The organism is Gimesia aquarii, assembly GCF_007748195.1.
GTDB lineage: Bacteria > Planctomycetota > Planctomycetia > Planctomycetales > Planctomycetaceae > Gimesia > Gimesia aquarii.
In genome coordinates this window covers 995084-1016969 of sequence record NZ_CP037920.1, presented here as the reverse complement: position 1 = coordinate 1016969, position 21886 = coordinate 995084, and the positions used below count along the sequence as shown (strand labels likewise).

The following is a 21886-nucleotide window of genomic DNA, read 5'->3' as shown; positions in this document are numbered from 1 at the left end:
ATTCAAATGGTTTCACAAACCTTCGTTCATAAGAGTTCAATATGTCAAAACGATTCACGCTCATCCGTTTTTCCCTGGCAGTCTTAGTTCCTCTCGTGTTCTTGCTCAATGCACACCAGAGTTTTGCTGCAGATAAAAAAGACCAACGGCCACATGTGGTGTTTGTGGTGGGAACCACACATTACTCACCGCAGAAAACAATACCAGTCTTTGCTAAACAACTGGAGAAATACGGTTTTAAGACAACCGTCATTGTTCCCCAAGGGAACCCGGAACGGAATAAAAATCAACTGGGCCTGCCTGGCCTGGAAGTACTGGAACAGGCTGACCTTGCCGTGTTCTATATGCGGTTTTTGCAACTTCCTGCTGAGCAGTTTGCTCACATTCAAACATTCGTGGAATCCGGAAAGCCAGTCATTGGCTTGCGTACAAGTACCCATGCTTTTGCTTACCCCCCAGGTCATTCGTTGTTCGAATGGAATCACGGCTTTGGCAAGCGAGTCCTGGGATCAGGTTACTTTCTGCACCTCTCCAGCGAGACCGTTGTCGAACATGTGTTGCCATCCAGAAATCACGAAGTTCTAAATGGAGTCGCCGCTAAGTTCATCGATCCTGGAACGCTATATAAAACAGAGCTCCCCGAAGAGGCCACTCCGCTCTTAATGGGAACGGGAAAGTCAAATCGCACCGGGAAAATCAAAAACCGGTTTGGGACACATGAATTAAAATCCAAGATGAGCTGGCCCGTCGCCTGGACCTGGAAGAACGAATGGGGTGGCCGAGTGTTTGCTACTACGATCGGTCACGAAAAATCATTCCAGCTCGATACCGTCAATCGGTTATTGATCAATGGCATCCATTGGTGTCTGGAAAAGCCGGTGGGAACGACTCCTGAACGGATGGCTGTCGCAAATTCCGCCCCCAATCTGAAACGTCCTTTTGAAATCACTCAAGATCATTCACCGGAAAAAGAACGAAAAACGTTTTCGATGTTGCCCGGTTATGAAGTGAACCTGTTTGCGGCTGAACCCATGCTGGTGAATCCCATTCACATGACCTGGGATCCACAAGGGCGATTGTGGGTCATCTGTTCCACATCGTATCCTCAGGTCTCGCCGGGGGAAAAACCAAACGATCAGATCGTGGTACTGGAAGACACAGACCAGGATGGTCGTGCTGATAAATCCACGGTCTTTGCTGATGGATTGTATGTTCCCACGGGACTTGAATTAGGAGATGGTGGCGTCTATGTCGCGAATGCTCCCGATCTCTTGTTCCTGAAAGACACGGACGGGGATGGAAAAGCCGACCATCGGGAAGTTGTGCTGACCGGCTTTGCTACGGAGGACAACCACCATTCCATCAGTGCCTGGCGCTGGGGACCGGGTGGCTGGCTTTACTTTCAGGAAGGGACCTTCATGCATTCGCAAGTCGAAACTCCCTATGGAATCGTGCGGCTTGAAAACGGAGGCGTGTTCCAGTTTCATCCCCGGACCTTGAAATTGAATGTCTTTGCCGACTATCGCGCATCGAATCCCTGGGGCCATATGTTCGATGACTGGGGACAGTCCTTCATTATTGATAATCCACGACTCTATTTCTCCGCCCCCTTGACGGCAAACAGTCACGCCAAACTTGGCTATGATGCCAGCGGTTCGGGAACAAAACAGTGTGGGGGTGAATTTGTTGCCAGTCGTCATTTTCCTGATGAAGTTCAAGGAGAAATCTGGACCAACCAGTATAAAGCACACGTTGTAGCGCGCTATGAAGTCTCTGATGACGGTGCCGGCTTTAGCATTAAAGGTCTTGATCCGCTGATTCAATCCAGCAGTTCCAATTTTCGTTCTGTCGATCTGAAAATGGGACCGGATGGCGCGGCTTACATTCTAGACTGGTACAATCCACTGATAGGTCACATGCAACATAGTTTCCGAGATGAACGACGCGACACCACACATGGACGCGTCTGGAGAGTTACCTATAAGGACCGTCCCCTGGTCAAACATCCTCAGTTGATTGGCGTTCCTCTCTCAGAAGTCGTCTCCCATTTAAAAGCTCCTGAAAGTTATACCAGACATCAGGTGAAACGGGTGCTCTATGATGCCGATCAACGGCAAGCGAAGCAGGCGCTTGATCAATGGGTGGCAAACTTGAATTCACAAGAATCGAAATTCGCACATCACCAACTGGAGGCACTCTGGTGTTATCAAACAATCGGTGTCATCAATGAAACATTATTGCGCGAGGTACTCAAATCGAAAGACGCCCGCGCCCGAGCCGCCGGGTTGAGGGTGCTGCGTTATTGGCATCCTCATGTTAAAAATCCACTGAAATTACTGGAAACAGCCATTCATGATCCGCATCCACGTGTACGGCTCGAAGCAATCCTGACAGCAGGTTATATTCCCGATGCACAGTCTGTTGCAATCGCTGTCAAAGCCATTGATGCCCCCATGGATCGCTATCTGGAACACGGATTGAAGCTCACCATCGACGGGTTACAACCCCATTGGTTCAAGGCACATCAACAAGGCCAAGTCAAATTTGAGAAACCAGAACATAAAAACTACGCACTGGCAAATCTACTTTCCAATGAATCCATTGATGTGATCATTGACCTCTTGAACGCTGGTAGCATCGATGCAGAGCTACTGAAAGGTCCCGCAAAAGTTGTCGCCGAAAAAGCCAACGCGAACCAACTGGAGCCTTTGGTGCTCACTTTGGTGGAAGTCACGCGTGAATATAAAACGCAAGGAGGCAAGGGGATTTCGCCGGAAGCACTTAGTATCCTTCTTGATGCCATGGACCGAGCCGCCCGTGAACGGGGTGTGATTCCCAAAGGAAATATTGGTTCCATGCTCAGTCGTTCGGCGGTCGTTCCGGGTTTATCCGTGCAAAAATCAGTGGTCCGTTTGATTGGTTCCTGGAAACTGACACGCGAAGGCAAACGTTTGCAACGCTATATCAATTCGTCAGACACCAACCCTGAAGTAAAGCAATTGGCTGCGGAATCGTTAGGGATGCTTGGGAATGCCGCTTCGATGAAATACTTGAAAGCATTGGCAAACTCGAAAAAAGCAATCAACCAGCGTTTGCTGGGAGTTTATGGTCTTGCGGCTCATGATTTAAAACAGGCAGCCAAACTGACTCCGGGTATCTTAGACCAAGACCCTGCCGGACAAGATCCTGCCTGGTTCCTGATTGCGTTTACGAAGCGCAAAGGTGGCTCAGACATTCTGGCAGAGCACTTGAATTCGACCCAAATACATCCCCAAGTTGCTGCTAAGATCAGACAGCATCTGATTGAAACAGGTGAAACCAATCAAGCATTGATTACTGCCTTTGGTGGAGCTGTGATGCAGGATTCTCTCGAAGCACAATTACTCAAAGAAAACGTTCTGGAACTGGCGGCAGAAGTAAGAGAGCAGGGTAACGCGCAACGTGGAGAACTAATTTTTCGCAGAACGGAATTGGCCTGTATGAAGTGTCATAGTATTTCGAATGCAGGACCTGTGCTAGGGCCCGACTTAGCGGCCATCGGATCCAGTTCCCCTCCTGATTACATCGTCGATTCCTTTTTGCGTCCTTCCAAAGTAATCAAGGAATTCTATGAAAGTATCATGGTGGTCACCGATGAAGGACGAGTCATTAACGGTATTTTAGTCGTCAAGGATGATAACAAAGTAGTCCTCAAAGACGCGGCCCAGCAGGGAAAACAAGTCACCATTCCCGCAGAGCAGATCGAATTCACGAAAAAACTGCCTTCACTGATGCCACTCGGACTGGCCAATAAATTGAAAGATCGACAAGAATTCTTAGATCTGGTGAAATTCGTAACCGAGTTAGGCCGACCCGGTCCTTATGCGACCAGTGTCGCTCAAGTGGTCAGACGTTGGCGTCTTCGTGGGGTGGACAATCCATTGACTTCGGATGATCTGAAAGAGTTCCCATCTTTAGAAAATTCTGCTGTTGCCGCCTACAGTATGGTCAATGGTACTCTCCCCGCGTCCGATTTGAATCTCAAGAAACCATTGACACAGGCAATTGCATTGATCGATGTGACGCAAGCCGGGAATGTGAAAATGAAAATCAATTCTGTCAAAGGTTTGAAAGTCTGGCAGAATCAAACGCTGATTCCGGTAAAAGAATCGACTCAACTGTTACTACCTTCCGGTCGAAACCAGATCACGTTTGAAATTGACCGCGCGACCCGCGGTGAAATGGATTTAAGAGTTGAATTCCTCAATTCAGAGGCTCAACCCAATGGTCGTTTTAAAGTGGTTGGTGGACCTTAAACACAAATGCCCGAGCTTATTGATCACATTAGTTCTGAAGTACACCCTGTAACCAGACCTGACACAGTTTGGGCCAGCCTGAGATAGGGTTCTTGGAAGGTCGCATCCCGTAGCCATGCCCTCCTTTCGCATAAAGATGCAACTCTGCATCAACTTTATCATCTTTTAATGCGCGACAGTAATTAAACGCACTATCGACCAGACGGCGGTCGTCCAAAGTTTGTACGATGAACGCCGGAGGCGTATTTGCAGTCACTTTGATTTCGGGAGCCATCTGACGCTTGTCTTTTTGATCATAGATATAGGCCGGGTAAATCAGAATGGTAAAATCAGGACAGCAGCTTAGCTTATCGGCAGCGTCAATCGGAGCATAGTCGCGTTTCTGATAGTTGGTCGAAAGATTTGCTGCCAGATGACCACCGGCAGAGAAACCAAGCACACCAATCTGATCTGGATTGATACTCCATTCCTGCGCTTTGCTTCTTACGATTCCAAAAGCGCGCTGTGCATCCTGTAACGCGGCATCCCGTTGATTACCGGGCACTGTGTATTTGAGGATGACGGCATGAATTCCAATCGAATTCAGCCATTCGGCAATTTCAGTTCCTTCAAGATCATAGGCCAGAATCTGATAACCACCACCAGGGAAAATCACAACGGCAGGTGCATTCGGTTTTGCATTTTTCGCTTTATAGAATTCGATTGCAGGCCGTTTGACTTTGGTGATGCGAATAATCTTATCATATTTGACTTCATCGTCACTCTTTTCCAAGAGTGGTCGGTCAGGCCAGATTGCTAAGCTCTCATCTGGTTTTGGTGTTTTAATGGGAGCTGCGGCCAGTGATAAGAGCAAAAACGCCACCAGGCAAAGATATCTCATCGTTGAAGTCTCCAGAATGAAGATTGAACTGATTTTATAGAAGCGTGACTGTGTAAGAAGTGTACTTATACTAACAAGTATCATGAGTTAGATACAGTAATTAAAAGAGAGTAATTTACCGCTAATTTGCCAAAATTTCACATTACAAAGCAGACTGAATTCTTGCTTGCATTTTAGAAAAAACTAGCAATACTACTGATTTGCTCTCTCCCTTCAGAAATACATTCAGGTGAGATTCCATCTCAAACTTTTTTATGAATCAAATTACCAGGCTCAAACTAAAAACGGTGCTCTATTTAGTAATCGCTGCATTAATTGGCGGTGTAATAGGCATTGGTACTTTCACCTTCGGTTATGCCAATGGGGCCTCTTATCTCAAAGCAGATTCAAAATCTTGTGCAAACTGCCATGTGATGCAAGGCCATTTCGATGCCTGGGTTAAGTCATCGCATGGGAAGTTCGCTTCTTGCAACGATTGTCACGCACCGCATGACAATGCCGTTTCCGCTTACTACTGTAAAGCACGTAATGGTTTCTTTCACTCGTTAGCCTTCACCACAGGGGATTTCGAGGAGAACCTGAGAATTACAGATTATAACCGCGGCGTGACAGAGCAGGCCTGTCGAAAATGCCATGCGGACCTTGTCCATCAAATCGACATTCTCGCTGTTGGTGAGTTAAACAAAGATAGTTCAGAGCGACTTGAATCAAATTCTTGTATCCGATGTCATTCAACGGTCGGTCATGATACATAATTAATAACGAAATTTGATGCTTCATCTTTCTTCTTAACTTTCGCGGAAAAACCATGAAAAAACAAACTGGTCAGATCACACTCTCCACACTTCTTTTGATTGTTATCCTTTCTGCAGGAATCTGTTTTGCGATGGTAGCACTGCTAACAAACATCTTTGAACGGAAACAGGAAGGCCGCTCGACTATCATGCGTGTTGTGGAAATCGATGATGACACATCTGACCCCGCAGTCTGGGGCAAAAATTTTCCACTACAGTACGATGACTATCTCAAAACCGCCGACATGATACAGACGACCTATGGTGGTAGCGAAGCCATTCCCCATGTTCCAACTGACGAAGATCCGCGAGACATCGTTTCGCGCAGCAAACTGGAATTGATTCCTCAGTTGAAACGGATGTGGGCAGGATATGCATTCTCAAAAGACTATCGTGAGAAACGCGGACACGCCTACATGTTAACCGACCAACTTTATACTGAACGCCAGAAAGTAGGTCAGCCAGGGACGTGTATTCATTGCCATGGTTCCACTTATGTGGCGATGAAAGAATTAGGAAACGGAGACATACTGGCCGGGTTCGAGAAACTGAATACCATGCCGTACTCTGAAGCGAAAGAACATATCAAGCATCCGGTCGCCTGTATCGACTGTCATGATCCCGACACGATGGCACTACGGATTACGCGACCGGCATTCATGGAAGGTATTGCTGCTTACAAAGCAACTCAGGGAATTAAGGATTACGATGTCAACCGCGATGCAAGCCGGCAGGAAATGCGATCTTTTGTCTGCGGTCAATGCCACGTTGAATATTATTTCAAAGGTGATCAAAAACGATTGACCTATCCCTGGTCTGAGGGGCTGACTGTTGATGCCGCTTATGAGCATTTCGAGAAAGAAGAATTCAAGGACTGGGTCCACGCCGAGACCGGCGCGCCGATGCTCAAAGCACAGCATCCGGAATTTGAACTCTGGTCACAGGGCATTCACGCCCGCGCCGGGGTCTCTTGCGCGGATTGTCACATGGCGTATAAGCGTGTGGGAGCAATGAAAATCAGCGACCATCATATCCGTAGCCCGTTACTTAATGTCAATGCTTCTTGTGGAACCTGTCATAAAACCAGTGATCAGGAACTGATCGCGCGCACGGAAAATATTCAGACACGCCATCGTAAACTGGTCGAAGTGGCTCTCGATGCACTCATGGATTTGATTGATGACATCAACAAAGCTAAGAAAAATGGCGTTTCCGAAGACAAGATCAAAGAGGCCCAGCAATGGCAGCGAAAAGCAACGTTTTACGTTGACTATGTTGAAGCTGAGAATTCCTCCGGCTTCCACGCGGGACAGGAAGCGGCCCGTATCCTGGCAGAATCGATCGACTTTTCGAGAAAAGGCCAAAAGGCGCTACGCTAAACAGACTCGTGAGCATAAAACCAGCATTCATCGTAAAATAAATAACGAATCGTTGCTCACTCTGTTTCAACCGAGTACGATGAAAGTATGAAATCACACCGCGATTGGCTCCGTTCTCATCGCAAACACACTCGCCTGTAACAGGAAAGTCATTCAGCATGTATCGATTCTTGTTTTGCCTCTTGTTTGTTTCCAGTTCTAACTTGTCCCTCTTCGCCGCAGAATCTGCTCAATCGGAGAGTATGGAATGGAAAGCTGGTGTGGCCTCCGCCAGGATTACTCCAGAAAAGCCGCTACGAATGGCCGGGTATGCGGGTCGCAAAGAACCTGCTGAAGGAACTGAGCAGGATCTGTTTGCTAAAGCGTTAGCTGTTGAAGACCAAGGCGGTAACCGAGTTGTCTTTTTAACTCTCGATCTAATCGGTGTGATTGATCAATTGCGGGCTGATGTGACAAAGCAGGTTCAGGAAAAATTTAACCTGCCTCCGCAGGCACTTTTGATGAATGCCTCGCATACTCATTGTGGCCCCGCTTACGGTCGCGATGATGCGAAAGCTTATTATGATACTTTAGCGCAAACTCTGGTTAAGACCATTGGTCAAGCACTTGAGGGTTTGCAGCCTGCGAAACTGAGCTGGTCGACTGCACGCTGCTCGGTCGCCATGAATCGTCGCACTCCGAGTGCCACTGGTTATCGTAATCACCCCAATCCAAATGGGTTGGTAGATCATCAGGTGCCAGTCTTACGCGTGGACGACCCGAAAGGGGAGTTGAAAGCAGTCATGTTTGGTTATGCCTGCCACAATACGACGATGGGTTTTCGCAAGTGGCTGGGTGATTATGCGGGATTTGCACAGGAGTATTTCGAAAAAGATCATCCTGGTGTCACTGCTTTATTCATGATGGGATGTGGCGGAGATCAAAATCCTTATCCACGTAGCGAATTACATTATGCTCACAAACATGGACGTTCCCTGGCCACAGCAGTCGAAGCGGCCCTGGAAGTCAATCAGCGTGCCCTGCGGCATCAACATCCCCTGCATGGACCTCTCAAAGCTACTTATGAAACCGTGCGACTGGAATACCTGCCGGAAAAAAAACGGGAACCCTGGGATTATCCAGTCCAGGTGATTCAGTTTGGCAATGATCTGACGATTGTTGCCTTGGGTACTGAAGTCGTCGTTGATTATTCACTCCGCATCAAGCAGGAATTGTTTGAACCTGAAGGGCCAGCCATCTGGGTCGCCGGTTATTCAAATGTTTATTCGGGTTACATTCCCAGTAAGCGCGTCCTTCTTGAAGGAGGCTACGAAGCCAGCCGTCCCTATAAACCAGACGTTGAAGAACGCATCATCGGTAAAGTTCTGGAACTGGATCAACGGTTGAAGAACAAGAAAGCAAAATGAAACACATCATCGACTCAACAAACTCTTCTGAAACGTTCTAAGAACCAGCGGGGAAGAGAACAGACAGGAGTGGTTGAAGTCAGTTCGAAGTTTCCGGAGTCATGTCTTCGGAAATGCTGACTGCTTTTTCGACACCGGAAACCAGCTGATCGAGACGAAACGGTTTATAGAGCACGCATTTCAGACCAAGTTGACGTGCTTTGACAATCGAATGCGTCGGGTCGTATCCAAAACCGGTCATCAGAATCACTGGCAAGTGTTCATGGATATCGCGTATTTGAGAGAAGCACTCATATCCATTCATGTCCGGCAGGCGAATGTCTGCGATGACCACATCGTAATGAAAGCTGCGTACCATCAAAAATGCTTCTTCGCCATCGTGAGCCGTTTCCACCTCACACCCCAGTCGTCCCAACAGTTCGTGTGCGGCGCGTCTGACAGAAGCATCACTGTCAACAACCAGAATCCGCTTATTAAGTAACTTGGGATTCACCTGTCTCATCGTAGGCACATTATGATGATGGGGTGTCTGGGGAGCCATTTCTTCTCCCACCTGTTGAATCAGTTGTTTGATGTGACGCGTATCTTTGAGGATACGTTGCAATCGCTCACATACATTAGGCTCATGACCAATGTAACGCTCCAGAATCCAGGCAGTATCGTTAAGGATTTCATCAACGGGATCCACGACACCACGCATAATTAATTCGGTGCTGGTAGAGGCCGTTGTTAATTTTTCGACCACCAACAGCTCGAGCGTATTCAAAGCAATCGCCACTTCGCGACTGAACAGTTCCAGAAAATGCAAATCATTTTCATCGAAGGCACCTGCATGTGGACTTTCTACATTGAAGGTGCCTAACACTTCATCATGCAGGTTTAAAGGAACCGTTAATGAACTACGCGCGTCAGGAGCTCCTGTCATATAGAGCGGGTCATGTGCCGTGTCCTCACACAGGTAACTCTTTCCAGTGGCTGCGACAAAACCGGTTACACCGTTGCCTTCAGGCTCGGCATGTAGTGTCCGATCTGCTGCCACTTGTTCCATACCCACTGCTAATAACACATCCAGGCGATTCGTGGCTTTGTCCAGAATGCGGATTTCAACAGTTTCAAATTCCAGCAGATCCTGTGTATAGTGCAAAATTTTGGCTTTTAACAATTCGACACGATCTTCGGTAGTCATCTCGAAGATTTCTTCAGGAGAAAGATCCCCCAGTTCCAAACCTGCCTGATAAATGGCATTCAATTTTTGCCGTTGCAGGACTTCTTCGGAGATATCTCGGATGCTGGCCACCAGATACGAAGGCTCCTGTCCACCTTCCACATCGCTCAGCACGGGCATCACTTCCACGTCATAATAGCTTTTATCGCCAACTCGTAAGCCACTCTTGGCGACAGATCTTGTCGAAAATGCGGTGTGAAAGGGACTGAAGTCGGGGCCTAATATTTCAGGAGCACCAAACGCATCATAAAAGGGACGCCCAATGAGTGGAGACTGCTGATCACACAACTCACCCAATTGATGATTGGCCCAAAGAATCCTCAAGTCTGCATCGAGTATTGCAACAGCATGCGGTAAAAATTCAAGCAGGTTACCCGATTGAATTAGAGCAAGCGGCAATGTTCCAGGAGTGGCAGGAACCACCAGAGCAGAAACATTCCCCTGATCGAACTCTTGAATACCTTCCGCTAGATTTTCCGGGGTCACCACCAGATAGTCATTTGATGAGAATTTCTCTCTTAACGCAGATGTCTGGTCGTCAGTAGGCCCACAGAAGAGAATTTTTTGCGGATTGGTCACTGCAAAATCAGCCTTTGTCCACTAAGAAATACAATGCTAGACTTAAAAAAATATCCAAAACGAAGCCCCCGTTGTTTCAGTTAACGAGTAAAAAAATCAAACTGGAACTAAGTAGTATTCTTTTATTACGTCTTTTAAGGTGTAAATGCTAGAATACTCGTTCGGGTTTTATGCTTTTTGGCTAAAAACAGAGACGAGTGAAAACTACAAGCACATCGTAACTATGAAATCGGCTTTCTGAGAGTCAAAATTAAGATCCAACAACAGGAATCTTACATTTTTTCACAATTCTGAACCAGAATGAATACTTTTCCTCAAGTTTATAGGCTTAATTGACTGGCTGACAAGTAGCCAATTCACTGAACGCAATCACTCATTGACGCAGAAGAATACAAAAAAATGCCTACACCTTGGGTCGCCATACAAAGAAACCCAATATCTGGTACGGGAAATCGAGCCTCATTGCTACTGGAATTGATCCAGCATCTCAAACTGAAAGGAATACGACCCCGGCTTTTTTCCAATCGCGACCGTATGCAGGACATTCTAAATCAACTGGCAGTAGACGAGCAGCCGCTGTGTGTTGTGGCTGCAGGTGGAGATGGGACCGTTCAAGATGTAATTAATCGCTATCCCCATCAAAAAATCACCATTCTTCCTCTAGGAACAGAAAATTTGCTCGCCCGTTATCTTGGCATCCCCAAATCCGGCCAGTTTGTTGCAGACATAATTAGTCAGGGTACCACACGGAATATTGATCTCTGCCAACTCAATGACCGAAAATTTGTCTTGATGGCAAGCATCGGCTTCGATGCTGCCGTTGCTTTGGAACTGGCTCGGTCCCGAAAAGGAAATATCTCCCATCTCAGCTATCTGAAACCCATTTTGAAAATGCTCTGGTCCTTTCCCTTTGAAGAACTCCAGATCACAACGCGAGACAATGCGGGTGAGTACGAAACGACCGCCTATCATGCGATTGTGGTGAACATTCCCGCTTATGGATTGAATTTGAATTTCGCACCTGCCGCCAACGATCATGATGGCCTGCTCGACGTGATTCTCTTACAGGAAAAAGGGGTCTGGAATATGCTCAAATACGTGTATCGCATTATCCGTGGTACTCATCTTGACTCAAAGGGCATTCAAAAATTACAGACATCTTACATTCGGATCCAGTCTGCTCAGCCGGTTCCCGTTCAAACCGACGGTGATGCTTCCGGCTTTACACCAGCAGAGATTCAAGTGATTCCTGCAGCAGCACACTTTATCGTCCCTTGCTCAAACTCTGCAAATGATCAATAATTCAGATTCGTTGACGATGCTCTCTCAATACAGCCATAAAGGATTTCTCTGTGCCTCAAAATCCCGTGACCATTGGAAACATTCAATGCGGTACCAATCTCCCTCTTGTCTTTATCGCAGGTCCGTGCGTGATTGAAAGTGAAGAACTTGTTCTGACCACGGCAAAACAACTCGCTGAAATTGCCGCCAGGGAAAATTTGCCTTTGATTTTCAAATGCAGTTTTGACAAGGCGAATCGAACCAGTGTTGACAGTTTTCGAGGTCCCGGGCTCGACGCGGGGCTTGAGATCCTGGCAAAAGTCAAACAGGAAACGGGCCTGGAAGTCACAACAGATATCCACGAACCAGGTCAGGCTGCGCCGGCTGCAGAAGTGTGCCGGATCCTTCAGATACCTGCGTTTCTTGCGCGGCAGACCGATTTACTGGAAGAAGCATCCAAGGCTGCCTTGAAACATCAGGGAGTTGTGAATATCAAAAAACCACAGTTTGTCGCACCGGAAGACTGCATTCACGCGGTCAAGAAATGTGAGGCATTCGGTCTGGACCAGTTAATGCTCACCGAACGGGGAACTACTTTTGGATACGGACGACTGGTAAATGACATGCGCTGTATCCCCATCATGCAAAACATGGGAACCCCTGTCATATTTGATGCCACTCACAGTGTGCAAACCCCCGGTGGAAAATCGACAGGGGGACAGCGGGACATGATTCCCTTTCTCGCAAGAGCAGCCGTTGCCTGTGGCTGTGATGGGATTTTTGCGGAAACTCATCCTGATCCGTCCCAAGCACTCAGTGATGGACCCAATATGTTACCATTAGATCAGTTTGCTGATTTTGCCGTCAATTTACAGAAATTCCGCTCACTGGTTAACGAAATCTGATGACGTTCAGACATTCCATCTGATTGAAAATCGGTTATAGTATAGAAAAGGAGTGCTACTGCCTTCATTATTTCTGTACTTATCCGTAGACGGATCTGATTAATTGAAGACTCATTTCCACCCATATTATCGGTAGAGACGTCTATTCCCGCAAAGCAACGACTGATATGACATTGACAAATCTGCAACATCACAAATTCAGAACTCCTTCGGTTTTCCTGCTGGGCGTTATTTTCATTGGTTTGTTGATAACCATTCCCGGTTGTGAAAAACCCGCTCCTCCACCAGCACAGAATCTGAATTCCGAAGACAATGCTCAGAATTCAGATTCCGAATCAGACGACCCGGATTGCAACAGTTACATTGATAACGCGATGAGCATGCTGGAACCTGATCGTTTGGGGATCAGCGCCACGCTGGAATCTGCAATTGAACTGTTAAACCAATGGACTTCCAAGTGTGGAAATTTCGATTCCAAGCCCCCTGTTATAACAGATTCACAAAAACCATTCTTGAAAAAATATTTAAGTGAAGCACAACTCGCGAAGATGGATCTCACTCGCTTTACTAAGCTTGACGGAAAATTCATCCGCAATTCACAGCTTTTTAAAGGCATGATCAACGCGGCGATCGAAGGAAAGACTAACGATAAGGACCGCGCTACCTCGGCTTTTTATTATTGTATTAATAACATTGCACTGATTACGGATGAAAAAAACGTCGTGCCACTGTCTCCTTATGAAATCTGTATTTTAGGAGCAGGATCTGCCGAACAGCGCGCCTGGGTCTACATTAATCTTATGCGACAACTTCGCATTGATGCGGTTCTGTTTCGTCCTGCCAAGCCTGCTCCTTTTAAACTTCTGGTAGGAGTTCTTATCGACGAGGAGATTTACTTATTTGATCCGGTCCTGGGGCTTCCTATACCTGCTACAGAACAACCCGCTAATTCCATACTCATTCAAAACCCGGCGACGCTCGCTTCCGTTTACAAATCTCCGGAGATCCTGAAAAACATTTACGGTGAAGACGCTGAAAATCGTTTTTCAGCAGAAGAACTGAAAAACGCTCAAGTTTTAATTATGGGTCAAAGCTGTGAATGGTCAGCCAGAATGCGACGATTGGAAGATTCGCTTTCGCGCAAACAAACCTTTGTACTGTTTCGAAACCTGGATGAATTTGAAGGAGACCCCGGTTTCATCGCCCATATTCAAACCATTGGAAAAGGAATTCTGAAAGAAGCGGACATCAAGGTCTCAGAATATCCCGACGAACAAATGCGAAAAAGTGCAGCTGCCACAGGTGAGATAGCCAAGAGAATTAAGGCGATGAAATTACCATTCCGTGCTCCTGTTCCTTACGATGCGAAAGCTCGGGTTCAAAACGCAGATGGTTTGTTTAAAGTCCAATGGGGACCTCCTTCAAAAAAATTGCTCAAAACCAGAACGACACAATTAATGGGAGATCAACAGGCAGCCATATCCAGTTATGTCACGACGCGACTGGAAGCAGGATTTCCAGTCGATTTAGTCGTACCGCAGGAAACCCGACTGATGCACCTGATGGCAGCACAACAGGCGGCTTATTTCCTGGCATTGGGACAGTATCTCCAGGGAGAAGACAGCTCGGCTTCCAAGTCGTTTAATGATTATCTGCGGCTTTATTCACGGGTCGAGCCAGACCGCACCTTAGCTGCCATGTACTTAATGGCAATTAGCGACGCCAAGGCAGGAAAGTTATCCAGTGCCATTTATTCCGTCTCTGAAAATAAACCTCCTGCTGCCATCAAACCGGCATTCCAATACTTCAAAGAACGCTGGAAGGATATTCGAGAAAAAGCGCCAAAGAAATAAACATTTCATCGGCATAACTTCAACTGAAATTCGAAATATGTTCGCCTTCCTACGTCGTCGCTGGTTTTTAATTTGTATCACACTGGTCATTGTCATCGGTGTTTATGCTGGTCATCAGGGATCAGAAGAGATTCTCTCCGAACTGAAACAGTTCATTCGTCCCTCCTGGTTGACGGCGATTGTTTTATTTTTGATGTCGCTCAGTTTAAATTCCGAGCATTTGCTGACATCCATTAAAAAGCCAGGTCCACTTTTCCTTTCACTGGCCACGAACATCATCCTGGTCCCTTTAATCGCCTGGGGCTTAATGCCTTTGCAGTTAACACCAGACTTCAAAATTGGGCTGATCATTATGGCCTGCGTCCCTTGTACGTTATGCGGGGCCTCTGTCTGGACACGACGTGCGGGGGGTAATGATGGCGTTTCCTTAATGGTGACAATGATTACCAATGGTGCCTGTTTTATCACAGTCCCTTTCTGGATCTTGTTAATCACGTCGCGCGAAATTGAATTCGATCGTTTTGAGATGATCACAAAACTGTTTTATGCCGCCATGCTGCCTGTCATTATCGGGCAAATACTCAGGCTCAATCATAGAATCGCAAAGTTTGCCGACCAAATCACATCCAAGCTGGGTACGATTGCTTTGGTGTTTGTGTTACTGATGGTTCTACTCGCTGCCGTACAAACAGGCTTTGGTATTCAGACTTCGCAACTTGGTATTTCCTTTGCCGCTGTCGCCATCGTCTGGATCAGTTGTATTGCGGTCCACGTCACAGGCTTTGTGCTCAACATGTTTTTGGGAAAAACGCTTCATTTTCATCCGCGCGATCGAATCGCCAGTGCCTTTGCCGGCAGCCAGAAGACTCTACCCATTGCGGTCTTCCTGGCAACCGATCCCTCCATGTTTGGAAACGCTGGAATTCCGTCCGCCGTCTTCCCCATGCTAATGTTCCACACTTCACAGTTCTTCATTGATACGATTCTGGCTGATCGTCACCGTGAGAAATATCTCTTACTTGAAGAAGATGAATTAGCAAAACGGGAAGCAGAGCCTGTGTCCGCCTGCAAACAGTGAGAGTAGTAAATGCGTTTCAATTCTGATAAATCACCACCAGAAACAACACTGCTTCCCCACGTCCGCGATTGATGATGGTATGTGGCACATCGACGCGATAACTGGCGGAATCTCCCGGACCGAGCAATGTGGAGTCTTCACCCGATTCCAATTGGATTTTTCCTTTTTCTACGGTGAGAAATTCGCGCGTCCCTTTGAAGTGGGGTGCACTTTTCAGTTGGCCTCCCGTATATAAAAGTACTTCATAGAACTCCACATCCTTCTCCAGATGAAGAGGGGACAGAGTTCGAATTCGGCACTCGGAATCAGAACGATAATGGAACGTCCTATCATCGGCGCGAATCACTTCAATCGAAGAAGTCGATATCGGTGCTTCCACCAAATCGCCGAGTGCAATTCCGAACGCCTGTGAGATACGGACTGTCACGGCCAGCGTGGGATTCGCTTCCCCCCGCTCGATTTGGCTTAACATCGAACGACTGACACCACAGGCCGCCGACAACGAATCCAACGACCAGCCACGTTCTTTTCGCAAAGCGCGTACTCGTTGCGAAAGCTGCCCACTAATCTCATCGGGTGATAATTCCGGGGCAGTCGCTGTGCCGGCTGTTTTCTTCGCTGAATTTTTTGTCATCATAAAAATCTAATATATTGGATATTTTATCTTGCAAAACGGATTTCGTTTTCTATTATAATGGATAATCAGACAATATGAAGGAAATTGCGTTGCGATATTTCTTAAAATTTTCAAGTGAGTGATCGAATCATGAAAGCACTGGTCAAAAAGGAATCAAAGCCCGGACTTTGGCTGGAAGAGGTTCCTGTTCCCACGATTGGAATTAACGACGTTCTGATCAAAGTCGATCGTACAGGAATTTGTGGCACTGACGTCCATATCTACAAATGGGATGAATGGGCTCAGAAAACCATTCCTGTGCCCATGGTCGTCGGTCACGAATTTGTTGGCGAAATCGTGGAAATCGGTTCGAACGTCGTGGATTACGCTCCGGGCGAAATTGTGAGTGGAGAAGGGCACGTGGTCTGTGGTCGTTGTCGCAATTGCTTCGCAGGCCGGCGTCATCTCTGTGCACACACTGAGGGAGTCGGCGTGAATCGTCCCGGTGCGTTTGCAGAATATATTTCGTTACCCATGACAAATATCTGGCATCACGATGAATCCATTGATCGTGATATTGCTTCCATTTTTGATCCCTTTGGCAATGCCGTCCATACAGCGCTTTCATTTCCCGTTCTGGGAGAAGATGTATTAATCACCGGTGCAGGCCCCATCGGTGTGATGGCAGCAGCCATTGTCAGACATGCCGGTGCGCGGCATGTGGTCGTGACCGATGTGAATCCCTATCGATTGGAACTCGCACAAAAAATGGGGGCGACCGTCGCTTTAGACGTACGTAACCATCCGATTGCCGATGTGCAAAAACAACTGGGAATGTCGGAAGGCTTCGATGTGGGTCTGGAAATGTCAGGGAATCCACAAGCATTTCGTGACATGCTTAACAACATGTGTCACGGCGGTAAGATCGCCATGCTGGGAATTCCCGAACAGGAAATGCCCATCGATTGGAATCTGGTTGTGTTCAACATGTTGACGATTAAAGGGATCTACGGTCGAGAAATGTATGAAACGTGGTATAAAATGACGGTGATGCTGCAAAGTGGCCTTGAGATCAGCCCTGTCATCACACACCGTTTTGACGCCAGCGAATATGAAGCCGGATTTGAGGTCATGATCTCAGGCCAATCGGGGAAAGTGATCCTTGATTGGAAAAACGTTTAATCTTCAAGCTCTAAGCGAATCAACAAAGCGAACAGGACTCATCCCATGTATGGATCGATGAAACAGGAATTGGAAAACACGCTCGCATCAATTCGTGAAGCAGGTTTATATAAATCTGAACGTATTATTACGACACCACAAGATGCCCATATTCGTGTCGCGGACGGAGAACCGGTCCTCAACATGTGCGCCAATAATTATCTCGGCCTGGCAGAACATCCCGAAGTGATCGCTGCCGCTCATGCCGGATTGGACCAGTGGGGATATGGCTTATCGTCTGTCCGTTTTATTTGTGGAACTCAATCCATTCACAAAACGCTTGAGAACAAGCTGAGTCAGTTCCTGGGAACCGAAGACACGATACTCTATACATCCTGCTTCGATGCCAATGGTGGTCTGTTCGAAACGATCTTGTCTGCAGAAGATGCGATTATTTCAGATGAATTGAATCATGCCAGCATCATCGATGGGGTTCGTTTATGCAAAGCACATCGATTCCGCTATAAAAATAGTGACATGCAGGATCTGGAAGAACAACTCAAAGCAGCCCAATCGGCTCGCTTTCGCATGATCGCCACCGATGGTGTGTTTTCCATGGATGGTTATATCGCAAATCTACCCGCCATCTGTGACCTGGCAGAAAAGTACGATGCATTGGTGATGGTCGATGACTCACACGCCGTCGGTTTCATGGGCAAACAGGGAAAAGGCGTTCATGAATTTCACAATGTGATGGAGCGCGTCGACATCATAACCGGCACACTGGGTAAGGCACTTGGCGGGGCCAGTGGTGGCTATACCAGTGGTCGTAAAGAAGTCATCGACTTACTCAGACAACGTTCGCGACCTTACTTATTCTCAAACTCGGTGGCACCGTCGATTGTCACGGCATCGATCAAAGCCATTGATCTGCTCTCAGAGTCAACTGAACTACGCGACAAGCTGGAAGCCAATACGAAACATTTCCGTGCCGGCATCTCACAAGTCGGCTTTGACGTTCTACAGGGAGAGCATCCCATTGTTCCCATTATGCTGGGTGATGCGGCACTGGCTGCGCAAGTCGCCGATGCTCTGCTACAAAAAGGAATCTATGTCATCGGATTCTCTTACCCAGTTGTCCCTCAGGGAAAAGCCCGAATTCGTACACAAATTTCAGCCGCTCATTCGATTGAGGATCTGGATTTTGCCATAGAGAAGTTCAAAGAGGTCAAGCAGGAACTGGGGATCTGAATCGAACACGGCGTAACGTTTGGCAAACGAATTATCTCTTAATGTTTGCAGTGTCTCGCTTTTCGGGGGCAAAACCAATCACCGCATATTCAAATCGAGTTCTGCCGTTACTATCCGCCCGCATGCGTTCGGCAACGGCGGGAAGTCCCTGTGTCGCTGCAAAGCGAACCGAAGCTTTTGCGTCTCCATAAGAGAAGAGGATAATCACGAGGCTCTTAGGCTGAGGAACCGTTTTATAAATCGCATAAAAACGATCGACAAAAGACGGTATGGAATCAGCACGAAAGTCTGTGGTTTGTTTACCGATTGTCAAACGAAAGATGCCGTTCTCCGTCAGATAGAGTTCCCAGATATCACTGCGTTTGGTTAACTCATCATAGGTCAGAAAATGTTTTACGATATCTTCCGCCTTGGCACCTGCCAACTCCCGTAGCTGTTTTTTAATTTGCTCGAGTTCTGCTTTCGTTTTCTCCGTATTGGGATCGGCTTTCGATTTGAGTACCGGGTCAAGGATTTGATCTGGAAGCTGAAACAGCTGTTGTGCTAATTCAGCGACTCTGTCACGTTGCTCCTGGACTCCCTTGAGTTGCTCAGACAACTCTCGGTTTTCTTTTTTTAGAATCTGCTGTGAGGCGCGGGAGAGCTTCAACGTCTTAAGCGACTGTTCTTGAGCTCTGGCAGTCTCACGCATAGCCTGTGCATTGAGCTCGGATAATTTTTTAATTCGCTGATGTGCCGACTCGCTGTCTTCAGAATATTTCTTGGCCTTTTGCTCAGCCTGTTGAACCTCTGTCGCGGCACGTTGTTCAATACGTGCCGTTGTTTCCTGTGTGTCCATGAACTGCGCAAAGATCACAATCAACAACAAGTCGAGCAGGGGAGTTAACTGGAATGTCAAACGACGCCGAGAAATCATTGCTCTGTCGAACCTCCGTTCGCAAAAGCAAGCTCACGCTTGGCTCGCACCACCGTATCTCGGACATGCTGACGATTCTCAACCAGATTCAAGAACGAAGTTTCCAGGATACTATTGAGGAACATCAAGAGAATGGCCGCAGCAAGGCCGGCAAACGTAGACCAGATCGCATCGCCAAAATGACTGACAATCGAATTAATGGCACTGGAAGTTTCAGAGCCGGTATTTAACTGCAGGGCGGCTCCCATCGCCAGTATGGTTCCCAACACTCCTGCCAGGGGATAGGCTTCGATCATTGTACGGCAGATGTTGTAACTGGTTTCGAAAAAATGCGAATTCAAGTAACGTCGTTTTTCATCAAGAATGTGTACCCGCTGTGAGAGTATTTCCCGATCAGCAGGATTGGCCTTGGAATCGATGGTTTCATTCACATCCGCCAGAAACGCTTCGATCTGATCCGAGAGGTGGCCCGTGGAATCCAGCACACTCCGATGTTTTAATCCACGTGTAAAATCATCCAGAGAAGACGCAATTCCCCGCAGATCGCGGCGCGACCAAAGCCAGAGCACAAAGAAAAAGAAGACATGCGCTCCAAACGTGATCGTGATTAGAAATGTGGACAAGCCTGATAGCTGACTTAAGTATTGCGACATCGATTGCTTCCAGATTTACTCAAAATGCTAGCTCAAGAATTCGAATTGGTTTAGATCTTAAACACAATCTCAGATAACACAAGACGAAACGCTTCCGGTACTCTTAACGGCCCTTTCACACAAGTTGATCAAAATAATCAGTTTCAAGACGTATATTACTCTTCACAAGAAACGTAGCTGTGACACATGAGACATCGCATTGAATTGAACAAAAAAGGATGCAAGCCTTTGAAAAAGGGCTGCATCCTTTATTCACGTTAAACTGATTTCATCAATCATCAGGCACCATATTTTTCTAAACGACCGGCGTGAGCCATCGCCATTGACATAAGATACTTGGCTTCAAATTGCCCCAGGCCTCCCTGAATGCATTCCGCTTCACCAAAACTCTGGCAGGCATCAAATCGGGCATTTTCTGCTGAGAGTAAAACAGGAACCGGATGCCAGCTATGCGATTTCATTTTAGCAGGAGTGCTATGGTCGCCGGTCACAATCAATACATCCGGATTTAAAGCAGTGATGCGGGGAATGCACGTGTCGACATGTTCCGTCTTGGCAACTTTGGCATCAAAGTTACCATCTTCCCCTGTGGAATCGGTGTACTTGTAATGCACAAAAAAGAAGTCGTGATCATCCCACACTTTTTCCAGACAATCCATTTGAGATTCCAGCGTCTGTCCGGCATCTTGCACATCCATACTAACCAGTCGGGCTAATCCACGATACATGGGATAAACGGCAATCGCAGCGGCTCTGGTGCCATAGACTTCTTCAAACGTCGGGATCTCCGGCAGCTTCGCGATGCCACGCATGGTTAATAAATTGGCAGGCTGATCGTCTTTCAAAATGACGGCCGCCTGTTTCATAAACTCTTTACAGATCTCGGCGGTCTTTTGTGAGGCTGCATCAGCGCCTACAGGCTCTAAGGGAGGCACTCCGGTTCTCTGTGGATCGGTATCATTGATGTTTCCGCCGAGCCCTTTACCACGAATCACAATCACCAGACGATATTCTTTCACGTGACGCACAAACACTTCCACACCGGGAATTTCGATCTTGTCAAGTTTTTGACATAGTTCAGCGCCAATCTCGCTGGCAATACGCCCCGCGCGACGGTCGGAAATATTTCCGTCATCGTCGATGGTACAGTAGTTACCTCGGATGGCGACGTCATCGGGTCCCAATTCAAAATCAATACCTAACGCCTCGAGTACACCGCGACCAATATTGAATTCCAATGGATCATAACCAAAGAGCCCGAGGTGACCAGGGCCACTTCCGGGAGTGATTCCTGGTAGTACGGGAATACTGCGGCCTAAGGTTCCTTTTTTGGCCAGTGCATCAAGATTCGGAGTGTTGGCGGTTTCCAACTCAGTTTTCCCACCTGGCTCTAAAGGGAGTCCACCCAGGCCATCAGAAACCAACAGGACAATCTTGGAATCATTCTTCTTTTGCAGTTTTTTCATTAACGAGTGCAGGTCTGGCATCGAAATCTAAACACCTTATGATTTAACGTTTTTAAAAGGACTATTCAGCTTACAACAGATGAATAATCTCCGATCATTCGGGGTACAGAATACCTCAAACCAGTCCGATTGTTAAGCTGCACGATGC

At 47.2% G+C, this 21886-nt stretch carries 16 protein-coding genes; 10 read left to right on the top strand and 6 right to left on the bottom strand.

Going from position 1 to position 21886, the window contains the following annotated elements:
• Nucleotides 1-41 precede the first annotated feature (41 nt).
• Nucleotides 42-4295: a PVC-type heme-binding CxxCH protein gene (locus tag V144x_RS04175; RefSeq protein ID WP_144981835.1), complete on the top strand. Its 4254-nt coding sequence runs from the start codon at nt 42-44 to the stop codon at nt 4293-4295.
• 28 nt (nt 4296-4323) lie between these two features.
• On the opposite strand, the gene V144x_RS04170 is transcribed toward V144x_RS04175, so the two are convergent.
• On the bottom strand, nt 4324-5175 hold the full coding sequence (locus V144x_RS04170; protein ID WP_144981832.1) for an alpha/beta hydrolase: 852 nt from the start codon (nt 5173-5175) through the stop codon (nt 4324-4326).
• Between the two features lie 254 nt (nt 5176-5429).
• Between V144x_RS04170 and nrfH the strand changes: the two genes are divergently transcribed.
• The 3 genes from nrfH to V144x_RS04155 all read left to right on the top strand — a co-directional run bounded on the left by nrfH (nt 5430) and on the right by V144x_RS04155 (nt 8754).
• Nucleotides 5430-5930 carry a cytochrome c nitrite reductase small subunit gene (gene nrfH, locus V144x_RS04165; RefSeq protein WP_144981829.1) on the top strand — a complete coding sequence of 167 codons (501 nt, stop codon included), beginning with the start codon at nt 5430-5432 and terminating at the stop codon, nt 5928-5930.
• A 53-nt stretch (nt 5931-5983) separates the two neighbouring features.
• Nucleotides 5984-7348 (top strand): ammonia-forming cytochrome c nitrite reductase subunit c552, encoded by a 1365-nt coding sequence (locus V144x_RS04160; RefSeq protein ID WP_144981826.1) that lies wholly within the window; start codon nt 5984-5986, stop codon nt 7346-7348.
• A gap of 158 nt (nt 7349-7506) precedes the next feature.
• Nucleotides 7507-8754 carry a neutral/alkaline non-lysosomal ceramidase N-terminal domain-containing protein gene (locus V144x_RS04155; protein ID WP_144981823.1) on the top strand — a complete coding sequence of 416 codons (1248 nt, stop codon included), beginning with the start codon at nt 7507-7509 and terminating at the stop codon, nt 8752-8754.
• 79 nt (nt 8755-8833) lie between these two features.
• Here V144x_RS04155 and V144x_RS04150 read toward each other — a convergent pair whose 3' ends face one another.
• Complete coding sequence (locus tag V144x_RS04150; protein WP_144981820.1) at nt 8834-10558, bottom strand: response regulator; 1725 nt, start codon at nt 10556-10558, stop codon at nt 8834-8836.
• Between the two features lie 399 nt (nt 10559-10957).
• On the opposite strand from V144x_RS04150, the gene V144x_RS04145 reads away from it, so the two are divergent.
• The 4 genes from V144x_RS04145 (at nt 10958) to V144x_RS04130 (ending at nt 15675) form a co-directional block, all read left to right on the top strand.
• The gene (locus tag V144x_RS04145) at nt 10958-11860 is read left to right on the top strand and encodes a diacylglycerol/lipid kinase family protein (RefSeq protein ID WP_144981817.1); all 903 of its coding nucleotides are present in this window, start codon (nt 10958-10960) and stop codon (nt 11858-11860) included.
• 50 nt (nt 11861-11910) lie between these two features.
• Nucleotides 11911-12744 carry a 3-deoxy-8-phosphooctulonate synthase gene (kdsA, locus tag V144x_RS04140; protein WP_144981814.1) on the top strand — a complete coding sequence of 278 codons (834 nt, stop codon included), beginning with the start codon at nt 11911-11913 and terminating at the stop codon, nt 12742-12744.
• Between the two features lie 167 nt (nt 12745-12911).
• The gene (locus tag V144x_RS04135) at nt 12912-14597 is read left to right on the top strand and encodes a hypothetical protein (RefSeq protein WP_144981810.1); all 1686 of its coding nucleotides are present in this window, start codon (nt 12912-12914) and stop codon (nt 14595-14597) included.
• Between the two features lie 37 nt (nt 14598-14634).
• Nucleotides 14635-15675 (top strand): bile acid:sodium symporter family protein, encoded by a 1041-nt coding sequence (locus V144x_RS04130; RefSeq protein ID WP_144981807.1) that lies wholly within the window; start codon nt 14635-14637, stop codon nt 15673-15675.
• A gap of 16 nt (nt 15676-15691) precedes the next feature.
• Here the strand turns inward: V144x_RS04130 and V144x_RS04125 are convergent, their stop codons facing one another.
• Nucleotides 15692-16309, bottom strand: coding sequence for a helix-turn-helix domain-containing protein (locus V144x_RS04125; RefSeq protein WP_144990669.1), 618 nt, complete (start codon nt 16307-16309; stop codon nt 15692-15694).
• Between the two features lie 132 nt (nt 16310-16441).
• Between V144x_RS04125 and tdh the strand changes: the two genes are divergently transcribed.
• Together tdh and V144x_RS04115 are read left to right on the top strand one after the other, a co-directional pair.
• On the top strand, nt 16442-17473 hold the full coding sequence (gene tdh / locus V144x_RS04120) for an L-threonine 3-dehydrogenase (protein ID WP_144981804.1): 1032 nt from the start codon (nt 16442-16444) through the stop codon (nt 17471-17473).
• A 45-nt stretch (nt 17474-17518) separates the two neighbouring features.
• Entirely contained in the window at nt 17519-18703 is a 1185-nt protein-coding gene (locus tag V144x_RS04115; RefSeq protein ID WP_144981801.1) for a glycine C-acetyltransferase, read from the top strand.
• A 31-nt stretch (nt 18704-18734) separates the two neighbouring features.
• On the opposite strand, the gene V144x_RS04110 is transcribed toward V144x_RS04115, so the two are convergent.
• The 3 genes from V144x_RS04110 to V144x_RS04100 form a co-directional block, all read right to left on the bottom strand.
• On the bottom strand, nt 18735-19619 hold the full coding sequence (locus V144x_RS04110; RefSeq protein ID WP_144981798.1) for a hypothetical protein: 885 nt from the start codon (nt 19617-19619) through the stop codon (nt 18735-18737).
• Nucleotides 19616-20272 carry a MotA/TolQ/ExbB proton channel family protein gene (locus V144x_RS04105; RefSeq protein WP_144981795.1) on the bottom strand — a complete coding sequence of 219 codons (657 nt, stop codon included), beginning with the start codon at nt 20270-20272 and terminating at the stop codon, nt 19616-19618. The genes V144x_RS04110 and V144x_RS04105 overlap by 4 nt, the downstream gene beginning before the upstream one ends.
• A 278-nt stretch (nt 20273-20550) precedes the next feature.
• The gene (locus V144x_RS04100; protein WP_144981792.1) at nt 20551-21759 is read right to left on the bottom strand and encodes a 2,3-bisphosphoglycerate-independent phosphoglycerate mutase; all 1209 of its coding nucleotides are present in this window, start codon (nt 21757-21759) and stop codon (nt 20551-20553) included.
• Between the last annotated feature and the right edge of the window lie 127 nt (nt 21760-21886).